The 15,921-nt window shown below is 70.0% G+C and carries 16 protein-coding genes and 1 pseudogene; 11 read left to right on the top strand and 6 right to left on the bottom strand.

Features of this window, described 5'->3' with window-relative positions; translation table 11 throughout:
* Positions 1-102: 102 nt before the first annotated feature.
* Genes ACWGH0_RS33160 through hypE form a run of 6 tightly spaced genes read left to right on the top strand, consistent with a single transcriptional unit; the run spans position 103 to position 6,379 of the window.
* Entirely contained in the window at positions 103-498 is a 396-nt protein-coding gene (locus ACWGH0_RS33160; RefSeq protein WP_453407983.1) for a hydrogenase maturation nickel metallochaperone HypA/HybF, read from the top strand.
* 3 nt (positions 499-501) lie between these two features.
* Positions 502-1,326, top strand: coding sequence for a hydrogenase nickel incorporation protein HypB (gene hypB, locus ACWGH0_RS33165; protein WP_453407984.1), 825 nt, complete (start codon positions 502-504; stop codon positions 1,324-1,326).
* Positions 1,323-3,737, top strand: coding sequence for a carbamoyltransferase HypF (gene hypF / locus ACWGH0_RS33170; RefSeq protein ID WP_453407985.1), 2,415 nt, complete (start codon positions 1,323-1,325; stop codon positions 3,735-3,737). Before hypB ends, hypF begins: the two co-directional genes overlap by 4 nt.
* 53 nt (positions 3,738-3,790) lie before the next feature.
* On the top strand, positions 3,791-4,111 hold the full coding sequence (locus tag ACWGH0_RS33175) for a HypC/HybG/HupF family hydrogenase formation chaperone (RefSeq protein ID WP_453407986.1): 321 nt from the start codon (positions 3,791-3,793) through the stop codon (positions 4,109-4,111).
* Complete coding sequence (hypD, locus tag ACWGH0_RS33180) at positions 4,108-5,304, top strand: hydrogenase formation protein HypD (RefSeq protein ID WP_453407987.1); 1,197 nt, start codon at positions 4,108-4,110, stop codon at positions 5,302-5,304. The genes ACWGH0_RS33175 and hypD overlap by 4 nt, the downstream gene beginning before the upstream one ends.
* On the top strand, positions 5,297-6,379 hold the full coding sequence (hypE, locus tag ACWGH0_RS33185; RefSeq protein WP_453407988.1) for a hydrogenase expression/formation protein HypE: 1,083 nt from the start codon (positions 5,297-5,299) through the stop codon (positions 6,377-6,379). The genes hypD and hypE overlap by 8 nt, the downstream gene beginning before the upstream one ends.
* A gap of 142 nt (positions 6,380-6,521) precedes the next feature.
* Here hypE and ACWGH0_RS33190 read toward each other — a convergent pair whose 3' ends face one another.
* Positions 6,522-6,908 (bottom strand): hypothetical protein, encoded by a 387-nt coding sequence (locus ACWGH0_RS33190; protein ID WP_453407989.1) that lies wholly within the window; start codon positions 6,906-6,908, stop codon positions 6,522-6,524.
* 761 nt (positions 6,909-7,669) lie between these two features.
* Here ACWGH0_RS33190 and ACWGH0_RS33195 point away from each other — a divergent pair.
* A complete protein-coding gene (locus tag ACWGH0_RS33195) occupies positions 7,670-7,921 on the top strand; it encodes a DUF6400 family protein (RefSeq protein WP_453407990.1) in 252 nt (83 codons plus the stop codon).
* Positions 7,905-8,150 carry a hypothetical protein gene (locus ACWGH0_RS33200; protein ID WP_453407991.1) on the top strand — a complete coding sequence of 82 codons (246 nt, stop codon included), beginning with the start codon at positions 7,905-7,907 and terminating at the stop codon, positions 8,148-8,150. Before ACWGH0_RS33195 ends, ACWGH0_RS33200 begins: the two co-directional genes overlap by 17 nt.
* 1 nt (position 8,151) lies before the next feature.
* Here the strand turns inward: ACWGH0_RS33200 and ACWGH0_RS33205 are convergent.
* The 4 genes and pseudogenes from ACWGH0_RS33205 to ACWGH0_RS33220 form a co-directional block, all read right to left on the bottom strand.
* Positions 8,152-8,340: pseudogene (locus ACWGH0_RS33205) on the bottom strand (RNA polymerase sigma factor); the annotation flags it as partial.
* A 378-nt stretch (positions 8,341-8,718) separates the two neighbouring features.
* Positions 8,719-8,985, bottom strand: coding sequence for a hypothetical protein (locus ACWGH0_RS33210; protein WP_453407992.1), 267 nt, complete (start codon positions 8,983-8,985; stop codon positions 8,719-8,721).
* Positions 8,986-9,831: 846 nt separating this feature from the next.
* Positions 9,832-10,119, bottom strand: a complete 288-nt coding sequence (locus ACWGH0_RS33215; protein ID WP_453407993.1) for an SHOCT domain-containing protein — start codon at positions 10,117-10,119, stop codon at positions 9,832-9,834.
* Positions 10,120-10,154: 35 nt separating this feature from the next.
* Positions 10,155-10,607, bottom strand: a complete 453-nt coding sequence (locus ACWGH0_RS33220; RefSeq protein WP_453407994.1) for a DUF6325 family protein — start codon at positions 10,605-10,607, stop codon at positions 10,155-10,157.
* Between the two features lie 913 nt (positions 10,608-11,520).
* On the opposite strand from ACWGH0_RS33220, the gene ACWGH0_RS33225 reads away from it, so the two are divergent.
* From ACWGH0_RS33225 to ACWGH0_RS33235, 3 genes are all read left to right on the top strand, one after another.
* On the top strand, positions 11,521-13,131 hold the full coding sequence (locus ACWGH0_RS33225; RefSeq protein WP_453407995.1) for a right-handed parallel beta-helix repeat-containing protein: 1,611 nt from the start codon (positions 11,521-11,523) through the stop codon (positions 13,129-13,131).
* A gap of 209 nt (positions 13,132-13,340) precedes the next feature.
* On the top strand, positions 13,341-13,889 hold the full coding sequence (locus ACWGH0_RS33230) for a TetR family transcriptional regulator (RefSeq protein WP_453407996.1): 549 nt from the start codon (positions 13,341-13,343) through the stop codon (positions 13,887-13,889).
* Between the two features lie 334 nt (positions 13,890-14,223).
* Positions 14,224-14,991: a hypothetical protein gene (locus ACWGH0_RS33235; RefSeq protein WP_453407997.1), complete on the top strand. Its 768-nt coding sequence runs from the start codon at positions 14,224-14,226 to the stop codon at positions 14,989-14,991.
* Between the two features lie 308 nt (positions 14,992-15,299).
* Here the strand turns inward: ACWGH0_RS33235 and ACWGH0_RS33240 are convergent, their stop codons facing one another.
* A complete protein-coding gene (locus tag ACWGH0_RS33240) occupies positions 15,300-15,725 on the bottom strand; it encodes a contact-dependent growth inhibition system immunity protein (protein WP_453407998.1) in 426 nt (141 codons plus the stop codon).
* Positions 15,726-15,921: the final 196 nt, after the last annotated feature.

Below are 15,921 nucleotides of genomic sequence, written 5' to 3' on the forward strand. Positions count from 1 at the left end.
GGCGGGCCCCCCCCCCCCCGCTCCCCCCGCCCCCCCGGGGCGGCGGGGCCCCCCCCGCCGGGGGCGGCCGACGGAGACCGGCCATCGCCAGGACGGAGTCCGATGCACGAGATGTCCATCGCACTGGCCGTCGTCGGCCAGGTGGAAGAGGCGGCCGAACGCGCCGGCGGCGTGACCGCCGTGCGGTCGCTGCAGCTGCAGGTCGGCGAACTAGCCGGCGTGGTCCCCGACGCGCTCTCCTTCTGCTTCGAACTCGCATGCGCCGGAACGCTGCTGGAAGGCGCGGAACTGATTACCGAAGCGGTGCCGGGCCGCGCCCGCTGCGCCCCCTGCGCGGACGAATGGGCCGTCGGCATGCCGCCGCAGCTGTGCTGCCCGGTGTGCGGCACGGCGACCGACGCACTCGTCTCGGGCCGCGAACTGCAGATCGTCAGCGTGCACTGGGAGGACGGCCCGCCGCACGAACACACCCGCGAACCGATCCTCGAGGAGCGCTGAACCATGTGCCGTGCCGTCGATCTGCACCAAGCCGTACTCGCCAAGAATGACGCGACCGCGCAGACCCTGCGCGCCGGACTCGCCGCCCGCGGCACCACGGTCGTCAACCTGCTGTCGAGCCCGGGCAGCGGGAAGACCGCCCTGCTGGAGCGCGAACTGCTGCTGGCACGCGAGAGGGCCATCCCGGTCGCCGCGCTCACCGCGGACCTCGCCACCGAGAACGATGCCGTACGCCTCGCGCGGTCCGGCGTCCCGGTCAAGCAGGTCCTCACCGACGGGCTGTGCCACCTAGAGGCCGCGATGCTCCGCCGGCACCTGGAGGGGTGGCTGCCCGACGACACCCGGCTGCTGTTTGTGGAGAACGTGGGCAACCTCGTCTGCCCCGCCTCCTACGACCTCGGCGAGTCAGTGAGAGTCGTTCTGGCCTCTGTGACCGAGGGCGAGGACAAGCCGCTCAAGTACCCGACAGCCTTCGGGCTCGCCCACTTGGTGGTGGTGACCAAGACCGATATCGCGGACGCCGTCGAGTTCGACGAGGCGGCCTTCCGCGCGAACGTCGCACAGGTCAACCCTGGAGTAGAGGTGCTCCTAACGTCAGCCCGCAGGGGGCAGGGGGCCGGAGCACTGCTCGACCGGGCGCTCGCCGCCGCGGACGGCGCACCGGTCCACACCCCCGTCATGGCCCGATGCCAGGGCGAGGTCACGCAGGAGCACACCCCCACTCGGACGCATGCCGCTGGGGACCACCACGCCCACCCGGACCACCGTCACAACGACCTCCCGAACCACCACGCCGACCTCGGCGCCATGACGCCCACCCGCTCGTGAGCGTCTCCCCGCCCGAGCCCGCCGTCGTCGACGGCACGGTCGAGCGCCGCCGGGTGACCGTACGCGGCGTCGTACAGGGCGTCGGATTCAGGCCGTTCCTGTACGCCCTCGCCACGGAACTCCGACTGACCGGACATGTGACCAACACCCCCGAGGGCGTCGTCGCGGAAGTCCAGGGCCCCCCGTCGGCCGTGGCCCGGTTCTGCGCCCGGATCTCCACCCAGGCCCCGCCCCTGGCCCGGGTCGAATCCGTCAACCACCACGAGGTACCGGCAACAGGCGGCGCCGGATTCGCCATCATCGCCTCCCGTAAGGACGGCCCGGCCCGCACCCTGATCCCGCCCGACACGGCCACCTGCGCCGACTGCCTCGCCGAACTCGCCGACCCGGCCGACCGGCGTCACCGCCACCCCTTCATCAACTGCACGCACTGCGGACCGCGCTTCACGATCGTCACCGGACTGCCGTACGACCGGGCCAAGACGGCCATGGCCGACTTCCTGATGTGCCCCGACTGCGCCCGCGAGTACGCCGACCCGGCCGACCGGCGCTTCCACGCTCAGCCCGTCGCCTGCCCCAGCTGCGGCCCCCGCCTGCGCCTGCTCGTACCCCGGCCGGGCCACGGCGCGCGGCCGGGGCCCGTGGAGGGGAAGGACCCGGTCGCCGAGGCACGCGCACTCCTGGCCGGGGGAGCGGTCCTGGCAGTGAAGGGCCTCGGCGGCTACCACCTCGCCTGCGACGCGACCGACCCCACCGCCGTGGCCCTGTTGCGGCGCCGCAAGGCCCGCGGCGACAAGCCGTTCGCCGTGATGGCGGGGACCCCCGCGGACGTCGAGCACCTCGTACGGATGGGCCCCGAGGAGCGCCTCCTTCTGACGGGCGGCACCAGACCCATCGTGCTGCTGCGCCGACGCCAGGACTCCGACGCACGGGACGCCGCCGCTCCGCGTCTCGCGGACGCGGTCGCTCCGGGCAGCCCCGACCTGGGGGTGATGCTGCCGTACACCCCGGTGCACCACCTGCTGTTCGGCCTGCCGGGCGACAGCGCGTCCGGCGGTCCCCGTCTGCTCGTCATGACCAGCGGAAACGTGGCGGGGGAGCCGATCGTAACGGACGACGACGAGGCACTGGACCGGCTGGCTCACCTCGCCGACGCCTGGCTCACGCACGACCGGCGTATCCACGTCCCATGCGACGACTCGGTGGTACGCGTCTGCGACGGAGAACTACTGACCGTGCGCCGCGCCCGCGGCTACGCCCCCCTGCCCGTACCGCTTCCGCTCCCCGTACCTCCCGCCCTCGCCGTCGGGGGCGACCTGAAGAACACCCTCTGCCTGGCCGAGGGCCGCTCTGCGTGGCTTTCCGCCCACATCGGAGACATGGACGACCTCGCCACACAACAGGCGTTCGAGCGGGCCGAGCAGCAGCTGGAGTCGATCACCGGGGTGAGACCGCGGCTCCTGGCCGCGGACCGCCATCCCGGTTACCGGTCCGGTCAGTGGGCGGCCCGGCACGCGGCCGGCCGCCCCCTCGTCCGCGTACAACACCATCACGCCCACGTCGCTGGTGCCATGGCCGAGCACGGCCTCGACGGCAGCCGTCCGGTGATCGGCGTAGCGTTCGACGGCACCGGCTACGGAGACGACGGGGCCGTGTGGGGCGGCGAGTTCCTGCTCGCCGACTACGACACCGCCGACCGGTTCGGCCACCTCGCGTACGTACCGCTGCCCGGCGGCGACGCCGCGGTGCACCGCCCGTACCGCATGGCCCTCGCACACCTGCGGGCGGCCGGCATCGAGTGGTCGGACGACCTTCCCTGCGTGGCCGCCTGCCCCGCCGACGAGCTACGCGTCCTGGATCGGCAGTTGGAGCGCCGCCTGAACTGCGTCGACACCTCCAGCATGGGCCGGCTCTTCGACGCAGTCTCCTCGCTCGCGGGCATCTGCCACCGCGCCGGATACGAAGCCCAGGCCGCCATCGAACTGGAGGCCGCCGCACTGTCCGATCCGGATCCGGACGGCGCTGGTTACGCCTTTGCCCTGCGGCCCGCCGACCAGGACGGGGAAGTCACGGTGCGCGCCGACCCCGGGCCCGTCCTGGCAGCGGCCGTCGCCGACGTACGGGCCGGAGCGGCGCCCGCCCTCGTCGCCGCCCGCTTCCACCGGGCGATCGCCGTCCTCGTACACCGCGTCTGCGTCGTGGCGCGGAAGCGGCACGGCCTGGACACCGTCGTCCTGACCGGCGGCGTCTTCGCCAACGCCCTGCTCTCCTCGGCCTGCGCCCGGTCCCTACGCGAGGACAGCTTCACGGTCCTGCGCCCCCACCAGGTGCCCCCGAACGACGGAGGGCTGGCACTCGGCCAGCTCCTGGTGGCCGCCCGCGCCGCGGCCAGGCCCGGAACCACCGGGTGACGCGAGCGCCCCGGCGGCGCCCGACAACCACCACCCACAGCGAGGAGAAGGTCATGTGCCTGGCGGTACCCGGCAGAGTGCTGGACATCGAGGAGCGTGACGGCACACGGATGGCCACCGTCGACTTCGGCGGCGTGGTCAAGGAGGTGTGCCTGGAGTACCTGCCCGACCTCCAGGTCGGCGAGTACGCCATCGTCCACGTCGGATTCGCCCTGCAGCGCCTGGACGAGGAGTCGGCGAAGCAGACGCTTGAGCTGTTCGCCACCCTCGGGATGCTCCAGGAGGAGTTCGGCGACCCCTGGGAACTGGCCGCGGAGGCCGGCGGATCCCCGTTGCCCACTGGCGACGGCACACCTGTGGAGGCACAGAAGTGAAGTACATCGACGAGTTCCAGGACCCCGACCTGGCGCGTCGCCTGCTCGACGACATCCACGCGGCCGTGACCCGGCCGTGGGCGCTGATGGAGGTCTGCGGAGGCCAGACGCACACCATCATCCGGCACGGCATCGACCAGCTCCTCCCGGACCAGGTCGAGCTCATCCACGGGCCGGGCTGCCCGGTCTGCGTCACCCCACTGGAGGTCATCGACAAGGCGCTGGAGATCGCCTCCCGCCCCGGGGTGATCTTCTGCTCCTTCGGGGACATGCTGCGCGTGCCCGGTACGGGCCGCGACTTGTTCCAGGTCCGCAGCGAGGGCGGTGACGTCCGTGTGGTCTACTCACCGCTGGACGCGCTCAAGGTCGCCCAGCAGAACCCGGACCGCGAAGTGGTGTTCTTCGGCATCGGTTTCGAGACCACCGCGCCGCCCAATGCAATGACGGTGTATCAGGCCCGCAAGCTGGGCATCCGGAACTTCAGTCTCCTCGTGTCCCATGTGCTGGTGCCCCCGGCGATCGAGGCGATCATGCGGTCGCCGAACTGCCGGGTGCAGGCGTTCCTCGCGGCCGGGCACGTCTGCAGCGTGATGGGCACTGGGGAGTACCCTGAACTGGCCGAACGCTTCCGTGTCCCCATCGTGGTGACCGGCTTCGAGCCGCTGGACATCCTCGAAGGCGTACGCCGGACCGTACTGCAACTGGAGCGCGGCGAGCACACCGTCGACAACGCGTACGCACGCGCCGTCCGCCCGGAGGGCAACCCGGCCGCGCGGGCCATGCTGGCGGACGTGTTCGACGTGACCGACCGCGCCTGGCGCGGCATCGGGGTCATCCCGGCGAGCGGCTGGCGGCTGTCGTCGCGCTACCGGGAGTACGACGCCGAACACCGCTTCTTGGTCAGCGGCATCCAGACACGCGAGCCGGCCGAGTGCCGGAGCGGGGAAGTGCTGCAGGGGCTGCTGAAGCCGCACGAGTGCGAGGCGTTCGGCACCGTCTGCACCCCTCGTACGCCGCTCGGAGCCACCATGGTCTCCAGCGAGGGCGCCTGCGCCGCGTACTACCTCTACCGGCGTCTCGACCTTCCGGCGGCCAAGTCCTCCGAGACCGCCACGGCCGCCGCGACATCTGTACTGGCCGCGACCGGCGCCACCGCCACGACCGCGCCTCGGGAGGCGAGCCCCGTTGTCTGACACCACCACCGAGCTCAACGCGCCGGTACCGGACCTGACAGCCTGGACCTGCCCGGCCCCGCTCCGTGACCAGAGCCGCGTGGTGATGGGCCACGGCGGGGGTGGTGCGCTCTCGGCCGAACTCGTCCAGCACATCTTCGCCCCCGCCTACGGGGGAGAGGTACTGGCACAGATGGGCGACGCCGCGGCGCTCTCGCTGGGCGGCGTCCGCCTTGCCTTCTCCACCGACTCCTACGTGGTGCGGCCCCTGTTCTTCCCCGGCGGCAACATCGGCGACCTAGCCGTCAACGGCACCGTCAACGACCTCGCCATGAGAGGCGCGCGCGCCGCGTACCTCTCCTGCGGATTCATCCTGGAGGAAGGCGTCGAGCTGTCCGTGGTGGCCCGGGTCGCCGAGGCGCTGGGCGCGGCGGCGCGCGAGGCCGGGGTCGAAGTGGCGACGGGCGACACGAAGGTGGTGGAGGCCGGGCACGGCGACGGGATCTTCATCAACACGGCGGGCATCGGGCTCATCCCGCCGGGCGTGGACCTGCGCCCCCAGCGGGTGGTCCCCGGCGACGTCGTGATCGTCAGCGGCGCCATCGGCGTGCACGGCGTGGCGATCATGAGCGTACGCGAGGGCCTGGAGTTTGGCGTCGAGATCGAGAGCGACTGCGCTGCGCTCGGCGGCCTCGTCGACGCGATGCTCGCCGTCACCCCCGACCTGCACGTACTGCGCGACCCCACCCGCGGCGGGCTGGCCGCCGCGCTGAACGAGATCGCGGCGGCTGCGGGCGTCGGTGTGGTCGTCCAGGAGCGGAACGTTCCCGTCCCGCCGGCCGTCGCCAACGCCTGCGCCATCCTGGGGCTCGACCCCCTGTACGTCGCCAACGAGGGCAAGCTCGTGGCGTTCGTACCGCGCGAGCATGCCGACGCGGTCCTGGACGCCATGCGGGCGCATCCGCTGGGCGCGGACTCCCGGGTGATCGGTGAGGCGGTGGACGCGCATCCCGGCATGGTCGTGGCCCGTACGGGGCTGGGCGGCACCCGCGTGGTGGACCTGCCGATCGGGGAACAGTTGCCACGCATCTGCTGAGGTCCGCACCGGCCGCCGACGCACCTCCCGGCCCCTCGGGGATGCGTCGCCGACCCGGGCGTACGCGGTCGCGAACCGGGCTGTCCGCCGACCGGCCGGACGCGGCCGCCCACCGGGCTGTCCGCCGACCGGTATCCGGTGACTAGCCCGGCCGGCGCTTGGAGGGCGGGTCCTGGGGGTCCACACCGGTGAACGCCGAGGCGTCCCTGGTGCCGCTCGGGCGCTGCGAGCGGCCCTTGCGGCCGGTGTCCCGCATGCCCTCCTCGGACTGGTCGCCGTACTCCTCGCCGCGCGTGCTGTCGCTCTCCACCATGTCGCCCGGAACGGGCTTCTTCTCCTCCCGGGAGGGCTTGCGGCCCGCCCCCTTGTCCGGGGCGTGCTCATCGGGATGGAAGGAGCGGCGGGCGCTCGGATTGTCCTGCTGACGGGTGTCGTCCACGTCGGGGGCCCAGCCGTGCTGCTCGGACCCCTGGTGACGGCTCGGCCCCTCGCCGTGCGAGGGCTCGGATGGCTGCGGATTCTTGGGCATGAGCCGACCTGCCTCTGGATGCGTGCGGAAGGCGCGCTCGACTGCGAACCTCCTGGCTACCCGAATCCTTCCACTTCATGACGAAATGAGCACATTGCCGAGGGGCTGTACGCGGGCATACGGGCGCGGCGAGTGCTGATCCGAGGCCGCCCCAGTCGTTGTGGCGCGGTACGTCGTGAGCCGTCCGGTGGCGTGCGCAGGGGCTGCATGCGTCCGCCCGGACGGCCGCAGAAGCACGAGGCGGCCCTCTCGGCGGGCGCGAACCGCGGGTAAAGCGCCTGCAGCGCCGGTGTGTGGCTCGGGAGGACCGGGATTCGGCCGACCGGCCCACGCACCTCCGGTGCCAGGTGTCTCAGTGGCAGGAACGTGCGACGCCAGGATCGGCCTGCCGCGTCTCCGCCCTTCCCTCAGAGGGAGACGTACGCACGGTCGTGGGAGGGGCGGCGCCGGCCGCCAGGGTCAGGTCCGCGGCCCAAGCCGTTCGAGGGTGGTGACGTGCTGCGGCCCATGAGCCCGCGATTCGCCAGAACCGGAGTGAGCGGAGCGCCCGTAGCCATGAAGTGCGTCACACCCTGCGCGTCGCTCTGGTCCGCAGATCGGCGGACTGGCGCCTCAACTGCCCGCGCCGAGCGCCCGCCCGAGCCCGCGGGCCGGTGAGTAGAGGGACGTCTCGGCGGGGACCGCGGCCCGGGCGCCCTTTCTCCGTCACCGTTGCGACTGGTACAGATGTGAAGCTCCGCCAGTGCAACGGAAGTATGGCCATGACGCCGGACACAAACAGTCACCTCATACCCTTCGCGATCGACCTGACCGTCGAAGAAGCCCGCCGTCGGGCGGAAGTCGTGGCCGCGCTCGGGCCCGACTGGGACCCCGGGGCTGTCCTCGAGGGTGAGCAGCAGGCGCAGGCACTCCTCTACTCCGGCCTGGACGCCGAGCAGCGGCGCACCTACGACATGCTGGTGTCCGCCGGCGTGCTGCCGGGAGAGGCGCCGGGCCGTGCGGCTTCCCATTGACCCCCAGGCGGACATCGCCCGCCGTGCCTGGTTGCCCTGCCCGGTCTGCGACGACGCCCGGCACTGCGCACCCTGCGCCGAGCGGCGCAACTGCCGTGAGCACTGGCGTTATCTGATTTCCAGCAAAGGACCCGTGGTCCACCTCCAGTGCCCGCGATGCACGCACATGTGGTCCCTCAACACCCGCCCCGGCGTCACCCTCCGCGACCACACCGGCCCCGACCACTGACCAGGTTCCCGCCTTCGGCCTCGACGCGCAGGCGGCCGCGCCAGGCCTCCATGAAAGTCGCCGAGACGATGTCCTCGGCGGCCGACCAGTCGGCGGTCAGCCGGTAGGCGTGGTTGTAGACGGTTCTCGCGTACTGGTCGAAAAGTTCCGCGAAGGCCTGCGGATCTCCCGCTCGAATGCGCGCGCGCATGGTTGTTGTCACGTCAGTCAGCTGTCGATCCATGGGGCAGAGTTTCCGAGACGTACGTCACAGACCGAGCCGGAGCCGGAACAGGTCCGTGCTGGGGTGCGGATCTTCTGCCGGACGGCTCTTCCGGGTTGGTCGGCCGATGGGTCGGCCGTGCCGCTGCGTGCTGCCCACGCGGCGAAGCCCTCACGGGCCGCCCGGTGTTCGCTGCGGGGGAGGAGGCGCCTGCGAGCACCGAGGGACGGCCGATCCGAAGGGGCGCAGCCGAGTAGCGGCGTTCGCATCGCCCGCACGGGCGTCGAGCCGTCAGAACGACTGGTCCGCCTCACCGCGCAGGACACCGCTTGCGAGTGTGTGACCCCCTGGTGTCGGGGCCATTGCTCATGTCATCTCGTCGCGAATCGAGTTGCGGTGTTCCTCGTAAACGAGCCGCGCATCGTTACTGGGCAGTGCCTTGGTGGCGAGGCCGCAGGTACACGTCACGACGGTGAGGCCGCCCGGAGAGCGCAGTGTGTGCCCCTGGGGACTTGTCCAGGCACCACCGGCTGGGTTCTCGTAGCGAAGGTTGTGGCGGTACGGGAACGTGCGGGTATGCCTCCGGGGGCAGCCGGTGGGGGATGGGTCAACGTTGAAGCCGTGCTTGCTCATGCCTTCAGTGTGGCCGCTGAGGAGCGATCAGCGGGGATCTTCCCGTTGCGCCCGGTTGTGGGTAGACCGGCTGTACCTCGGGCACACCGGTTCAGCCCTGAGATCCTGTCGTGGCTGTCCACGCCTCCGGCCGTCCGACGGCGGGCCGCTGGCTTGCCGCTCGTTCATGCTCCGAGCATTCGAGCGTCGCACCGGTTGACCGGCCGTCACCCGGAGTGCGACCACCTGTCCGCTGCCTGGTGACGGCATCCCGGTCTGTGTGAGGCTCCGAGCCGGCGGCGAGGTGGGAAGCACCTGCGTGCCTGTCGGTCACCTACCGGAGTCAGCGTGCCGTCGACGATCCACAGTGGCCCACCGAGTCCGTGGGGCGAGTAGCCGGCTCGAGTGCGAGCTGGGGCCGCAGCCGCTGGATGGCTCGGCAACTGCATCCGCGCGCTGGAGGCGGTGTGTGGCCCCGCGGGGGGTCACCCTGCGTGACCAGCCTCCTGGGCGCGCACGCCGGGGGGAAGAGAGTGGTGACAAGAGCCTCCGCGTACTTAGGGTCGCGGTCCACGCCTGGCGGTGGGTGCTCCTGGGCGGGGTTCTCGTGGTCGGCGGCAGCCCTCCTCGTCTGACCCCGTATATGGCGGTGAGCCACCGAGCAAGCCGACGCCCGCCTGACAGAACGTGTCCTCGCTCATTGCTTCGCCGATACCGCCACCACCGCGCGCCGCCCGGACCTGCCGATCCGGGTACGGACGCCGCCGCCGGTGACCGGGGGCAAGTACGAGGGGCTCCGTCGTTCCCGCGCGGTGTACGGGGGGTGAGCCGCTACGGGCCGTGCACCGCACGGCCGTACCATGCCTGTCAAAGTGCGAGGACGCGGCTCTTTTGGGCCTCGAACTCGGCCTCGGTGAGTACCCCTTGCTCCTTGAGCTGCCCCAGCTCCTTGAGCTGGGCGATCTTCGTGTCCATCGACGGCGCTGCTGCTGGTTCAGCTTCGTTGTAACTCTGTTGGGGTTGCGTCTCGGGTGCCTGCCCGTAGTCCTGTTGCGCCCATCGGCCGGCCTGGCGGCGCGAGACCCGGTTGGAGACGGCGGTGGCGGTCCCGGAGACGATCGCGGTGCGGGCGACCCCGCGCAGTAGACCTGGCATGACAGCTTCCTTGTCGTCAGAACGGCCGTGGGCCGCTAGGAGGAGGACCGGCCCTCGGCGGCCTCGAGGGTAGCCAGCAGGTCCTGGACCGGGATTCTTCCGTTGGCCACCATCCGGGCCCCGCTGCGGCGCAGCGCTGCCGCCAGCGGCGCTGCCCATACGTTCTCGTAGACCAGAACGCCGGCGGAGTTGCCGGGTTCGAGGACCGAAGCGGCCTCCTGGAGGTCGTCCTCGTCGAGCAGGCCGGAGGAGGCTCCGTCGAACACGGCGAGGTCGAGTTTGCCGTCGCCGTCGATGTCGGCGATCTCCAGCGCGCTGACCGACCCGTCCGTGTCTTTGCGGATGAAGGACAGGTCAAGGATGCGGATGATGCGCCGGTCGACAAGATTGAGCAGGAGCGGCAGGCTCTCGCCGGTCATCCGATTGCCGGGAAACTCCAGGATCAGATAGTCGATGGGGCCCAACTCGGCAGTTTCGTCGACGCTCATGTGCACTCCTCGTTGGGCTCCAGCCCTCGCCTGCGGCGGGCAACGCCCACAGGCCGTCGGCCACACCGCTCCGTCTTCCATTCCAGCACCACGGGGGCGGCGCCGCACGTCGGCGGCATCCTCTGGCGTACGGGTCGGCTTCTGGCCCGGCGGGGCCGGCACATCGGCGGGCCGGCCGCCCTGGCGGGACGTGTCGGCTGCGAGGTCGTCAGGTGCTCAGGAGCAGGTCAGGAGCCACGGTCCATTCGATGGGGACCGTTCACGGGTCGTCGCGCTGGAGTGACTCGGGAAGAGACCTCTCCGGCGTGTTCTGGTTGGCCACGGCCCGCGTTCAGCCGGCGACGGCGTGCTACCGATGATCGTGTGCGGGGCGGCTGTGGTCGCCGGGCATGGCCGTGGTGCACGGCGACGCGGGCCTTGGAGTGGTCATCGTGAGTTGATGGTCGGTCAGAACGTTTACAACTTGTCCGGTCTTGCGTCCGCAACTGGAGTCTGCCACCGTCACTCACGCAACTGACCCCCCACGAAACGAACTTGAAGGGCGACGCCATGTGTCGGCAGCCGTAGACCCCTCAGGCTGCCGACACTGCGCGATCCGCGATCTGCTTCCATGCCGGGCTCCGGAGATCGTCAGGTGCTGCGCCCCACGCGCATTGCAGTGCGCGTGGGGCGCACATGAAGGCGACCGTCGTGCCGGTGGCGGGTGAAAGACCTGCCCGGCACGGCCCTCCGGCCCGGCGGGAGCATGAAGCGGTGTTCCCTGTGCTTGATCGCTCGTGAGGTCTTACGTGGAACGAACGGCGCCCCCACCAGAGCGGCGGGGCGGTGACTCCAGGCGAGCGTCCCCGGAGAAAAGGCAGCAATGAAACGCACCGGCGTATACGCAGTGTCAGCAGTACTCATTGGATCGGCGATGCCCCTCGGGCTCGCCGGTTCCCCGACGGCTCAGGCCGCTTCCCGGACCTTTTACGTCAGCCCCAACGGTTCCGACGGCAATGCGGGGACTTCCCCGGCCAAGCCGCTGCGCACACTGCAGAAGGCAGCTGACAGCACCGCGCCCGGGGACACCGTCTCCATCATGAACGGCACCTACAAGGAAAGGGCCAACGGATCGGACGTCGTGGTGATATCCCGCTCCGGCCGGGCCGGAGCCCCCATCACCTTCCAGGCGCACCCGGGACACCGCCCCGTCATCGCTCCCGTCACGGCGTGGAACGGCATCCGCATCAACGGTGCCGCTCACATCGTCGTCCGCGGACTGGAGATCAAGGGCAACAACGCCGGCATCTCTCTGTCCGAGGCTGAGCGTGGAGCCAGCACCAAAAGGGGCACGTACAACACCAACTGCCTGTGGGCCGAAAAGAACAAGCGGTCGGGCGCCACACCGCACCACATCACGATCGTCGGCAACACGGTCCACCACTGCCCCGGCCTGGGCATCGGCGCAGGCGACGCCGACCACGTGACCATCGACCGCAACCACGTCTACTCCAACTCGTGGTACTCCGTATTCGCCACCAGCGGCATATCCATTCTGGCCGCGCGCGACGTCGACACGGCAGACGGCAGAAAGTACAAGATCCGCATTACGAACAACACCGTGTACGACAACGAGAGCAAAGTGAAATGGGAGAAGTGCAACTGTTACTCGGACGGTAACGGCATCATCATCGACACCCTCAAGGACAAGGCGAAGGCCGGAGCGACCGGTCCCGACTACCGGGGAAGGGTGCTGGTCGCCAACAACGTCTCGTACAACAACGGCGGTTCAGGCATCCACGCGTACAAGAGCCAGCACGTCGACATCCTGCACAACACGGCGTACCAGAACGGCCGCAGCACCCGCATGGACAGCTACGCCAACATCTACGCCCACGACAGCAAGGACGTCAGGCTTCTGAACAACGTGTCCTACGGCCGTCCCGGTCAGGCGACGAACTCCACGTCCCGCAATGTCGACGTGACCTACGACTACAACGTCTACTACGGCGGGAAGGCCCCCGAGGTGAAGGGGGCCCACGACATCATTGCCGACCCCAAGTTCGTCAAGCCCGGAAGCGCCGCCGGAGCCGTCTTCGCGCTGCGCGCAGGCTCTCCCGCCATCGGATCGGCCAAGCCGCTGGGCGAGGTCACCACGGACATCACCGGCGCCCGGCGGGCCGTGGACGCACCCGACCGTGGTGCCTTCGCCTTCACCACGAGCGGTGCGGCGCCCGGCGCCGATTCCACCGCGGCGAGCGGCTCCGGTTCCACGGCGGCGAACCCGGACGACGGCTCCGCCCAGAAGCTGGGAACCGAGGCCGAGGCCACCGAACCCGCCTCCGTGCGGGACCCGAGCCCTTCGCGCGAGACGAACGCCGGCACGGCAAACGATGTCGGAGCCGACGGGGACAGCGATCCGCTGGCCGAGACGGGAGCCGGGGTGGCGATACCGCTCGGGTTGGCTGCCACGGCGCTGGCGCTCGGTGGAGGGATCATCTTCCTGCTCCGCCGCAGACGCTCCTGGCGGCACCGGCCAGCTTGATCCGCGCCCCAGGGGCATCAGCCCAGCCCTTGCCCGGGCGGTGAGCGGTCCTTCCCGCACCAGCGGGCCGCAGTCACGCGCACCGGTGTGACTGCGGCTCAGGCGGTCCTGCCAGACTGACGGCAGGGCGGCACTCACGAAACAGGACAGGCCCTATCGACGCTGACACAGCGATACCCGATCCGCCTCGAGTCGCGTGGCGGAAGTACATGCGACAGCGCGTACTGGACGCCGCACGCGACCTGACGTGCACGTCGGGCTGGGACCAAGTGAGCCTGTCGGCCGTCGCCGCGGCGGCCGAAGTCTCCCGCCCTTCGGTGTACAAGGAGTTCGGCAACCGGGCGGGCCTCGGGCGTGCTCTGGTGATCAGGGAGACACGTGAGTTCTTGGCCGGCGTGGCCGAGGCCCTGTACCCCGGGCTCCCGGACACCGGAGCTTCTCTGGAGACGGCCATGTACTTCGTTCTCACCGAAGCCCACCACAACCCGCTCATCCGGGCAGTCGTCATGGCTGCCAGGCAGGGCTCCGACAGTCTGTTGCCCTACCTCACCGCCCGCGCTGACCCGATCTTCGACGCGGCTCAGAGCCTGCTGCGCGCCTGGCTCACCGAACGCTTTCCGGGGCAGGACAAGGAGATCATCGACGCAGCGGCGGACATTGCCGTACGCATGACGATCAGCCACCTACTGCTGCCGGGGGCGGCCCCCCGCCCCACAGCAAAGAGGCTCTCCCTGACTGTGCTGAAAGTATTGCGCTAGGAGTTGGGCAGAAGTCACGCCCACATCAGGAGCAATGCGAGGGCGACGGCTGCTTGATAGAACTCGGCGGTCATGTCGTAGCGTGTGGCGATCCCTCGCCACTGCTTCAGGCGGTTGAGGTGATCAGCTGCCCGGAGCCGTGCTCGTTGGATGAGGAAGCCGGCCTGGCCGTCGACGACCTCACCGAGCTGTTCGAAATCCGCGAACCTGACCCGGTGAATGACGGCGAGGCGGCGATGGGCACCGCAGGTGAGGCCGGCGGGCGTAGCGGACCGGTTCTGTTCCGGGGCCGCTCCCGTACAACGAACCGCGCTGGTTGCGGGTCAGTACAGATATGCTCAGTTCACAAGTCCTCGTGCACGGGGACGTCGACGCGATTCTCGACTCCGGCTGTTTGACCGTCAGACGGGATCGGCAGATCACGCACATCCCTCTCGCTGCAGTACGGGAGGTCCGCCCGCGTGGTGACAAGGCCTTGGAGGTCGTGCTCACCGACGGGGCCGTCCACCGGATCGAGGGCGGCAACGCGTACGCCACCGCCGCGTTCCTCACCGCGTTGAACAACGCCCTGCCCGAGGAAAGGGACCCCGCCGACAGCACGCTGATCACCACCGAGGACGGCGGGCACGTTCTCAAAACGTGGCAGGTGTGGACGGGCGGTGCGGCCGTCCTGGCGGCCTACGCCGGCTACGTCTGGTGGACCGGGGCCACCCACGGCGGCACCATGGGCTTTTTTGCCTTCGTTGGGGCGCTCGGAACGCTCATCGGCCTGCTGTGCACTCTCACCGTCCTGGGGAACGCCGTCGACCGCGTGGTCCTCGCCCGGCGAGGCATCACCGTCCTGGCGAAGCGGGCGTACTACCCGAACGGGAAGAAGGCCCGGCACTACACGTTCACCGACACCAGCGGCAACGAGTTCACCCAGGACGCCCCCAACCGGGTCACGGAGAACATCCACGTCGTCTACGACCCGCACATGCCCTCGCACCACAAAGCCAGGGAGCCGCCCTTCATGATCATCCTGAAGCACGCCTTCGGCGGGGCCCTGTCTCTAGGGGTCCTCTGGCTCGGCGGATGGGCGGTGCTCGCGCCCTACCTCTGACCCGGGAACCGCGAAGGAGGGGCGTCTCCGTGAGACGAGACGCAGGCGGCCCTCTATCGCACGGTCAGGGCTCGGCCGGTGTGGCGCCGGCCGTCACCTCGCCGTGCCCACACAGGTGATGGCCGCCCGCACCGACACCCATGCTGCTCCCCGCCGCTGCCCGGTGATCTGTCACCCGGCTTGTGTGACCCGAGGCCCGGCGGTTCCCGCCAAATCAGGCCATTCGTCTGGACGAAGACCGCCGACGAGATCCTCGACAAAGTCGCGGCCGACGGCCGCCGAATCTCTCGTTCGGCTCCCTCATCCGGTCACAGCAGCGTTTCAGTCCGGGCGACGAAGCGGACGAGTTCCTCGGTGGCGCCGCGGGGCAGGCTGGCCACCGCTGCCTTCGGAAGGGTCGTGATCACGGTGCGCAGCTGTGTCGCGAGGTCCGGAAACAGGGCCCAGGCCGAAGCCGGAAGGTTCACGGCGGCAAGCAACAGGTCGCCCTCGTAGAAGTAGGCGTCAAGCATCGGCTCATCGAGCAGCACGCGCACTGTGAGGGGAAGCACGTAGGACAGTGCTACTTGTTGGGAGATGAGGGTGCGTAGATCCGCCGGCTCAAGTTTGCCCAGCGGAACCTGCCGTAGCTCATGCACCTTGCGCACCAGAGGGGTTGCGTCAGAGCCAGGCGGCGCCCAGCGAGGCGAGTCCAGCTCATCGAGCGTGCGGTCGAGGTGCAGCAGACGGTCCATAGGGTTCATCGTGGCCGGGACAGGACGGGGCGGCCTGGTCAGCGTCTACATCGCCTACGGAACAGCTGTAGGAACCGAGCCGTGGAGCCAGGATGACCGATTGTCGGCGACGCTTGAATTGTGAGCCGCATCCGACGGGTGAAAAGTGACCCCCACTGCGTCAGTTGATGTTGTTCATTCCCCCGTGTTGGCGGCG

The sequence above is a fragment of the Streptomyces sp. NPDC054887 genome (genome assembly GCF_053610585.1).

Bases quoted from the DNA above. Each gene is read 5' to 3' on its own strand.
- ACWGH0_RS33160 (WP_453407983.1), top strand. From the start codon at position 103: ATGCACGAGATGTCCATCGCACTGGCCGTCGTCGGCCAGGTGGAAGAG.
- hypB (WP_453407984.1), top strand. From the start codon at position 502: ATGTGCCGTGCCGTCGATCTGCACCAAGCCGTACTCGCCAAGAATGAC.
- ACWGH0_RS33175 (WP_453407986.1), top strand. From the start codon at position 3,791: ATGTGCCTGGCGGTACCCGGCAGAGTGCTGGACATCGAGGAGCGTGAC.
- ACWGH0_RS33190 (WP_453407989.1), bottom strand. From the start codon at position 6,908: ATGCCCAAGAATCCGCAGCCATCCGAGCCCTCGCACGGCGAGGGGCCG.
- ACWGH0_RS33195 (WP_453407990.1), top strand. From the start codon at position 7,670: ATGACGCCGGACACAAACAGTCACCTCATACCCTTCGCGATCGACCTG.
- ACWGH0_RS33210 (WP_453407992.1), bottom strand. From the start codon at position 8,985: ATGAGCAAGCACGGCTTCAACGTTGACCCATCCCCCACCGGCTGCCCC.
- ACWGH0_RS33215 (WP_453407993.1), bottom strand. From the start codon at position 10,119: ATGCCAGGTCTACTGCGCGGGGTCGCCCGCACCGCGATCGTCTCCGGG.
- ACWGH0_RS33220 (WP_453407994.1), bottom strand. From the start codon at position 10,607: ATGAGCGTCGACGAAACTGCCGAGTTGGGCCCCATCGACTATCTGATC.
- ACWGH0_RS33225 (WP_453407995.1), top strand. From the start codon at position 11,521: ATGCCCCTCGGGCTCGCCGGTTCCCCGACGGCTCAGGCCGCTTCCCGG.
- ACWGH0_RS33230 (WP_453407996.1), top strand. From the start codon at position 13,341: ATGCGACAGCGCGTACTGGACGCCGCACGCGACCTGACGTGCACGTCG.
- ACWGH0_RS33235 (WP_453407997.1), top strand. From the start codon at position 14,224: ATGCTCAGTTCACAAGTCCTCGTGCACGGGGACGTCGACGCGATTCTC.
- ACWGH0_RS33240 (WP_453407998.1), bottom strand. From the start codon at position 15,725: ATGGACCGTCTGCTGCACCTCGACCGCACGCTCGATGAGCTGGACTCG.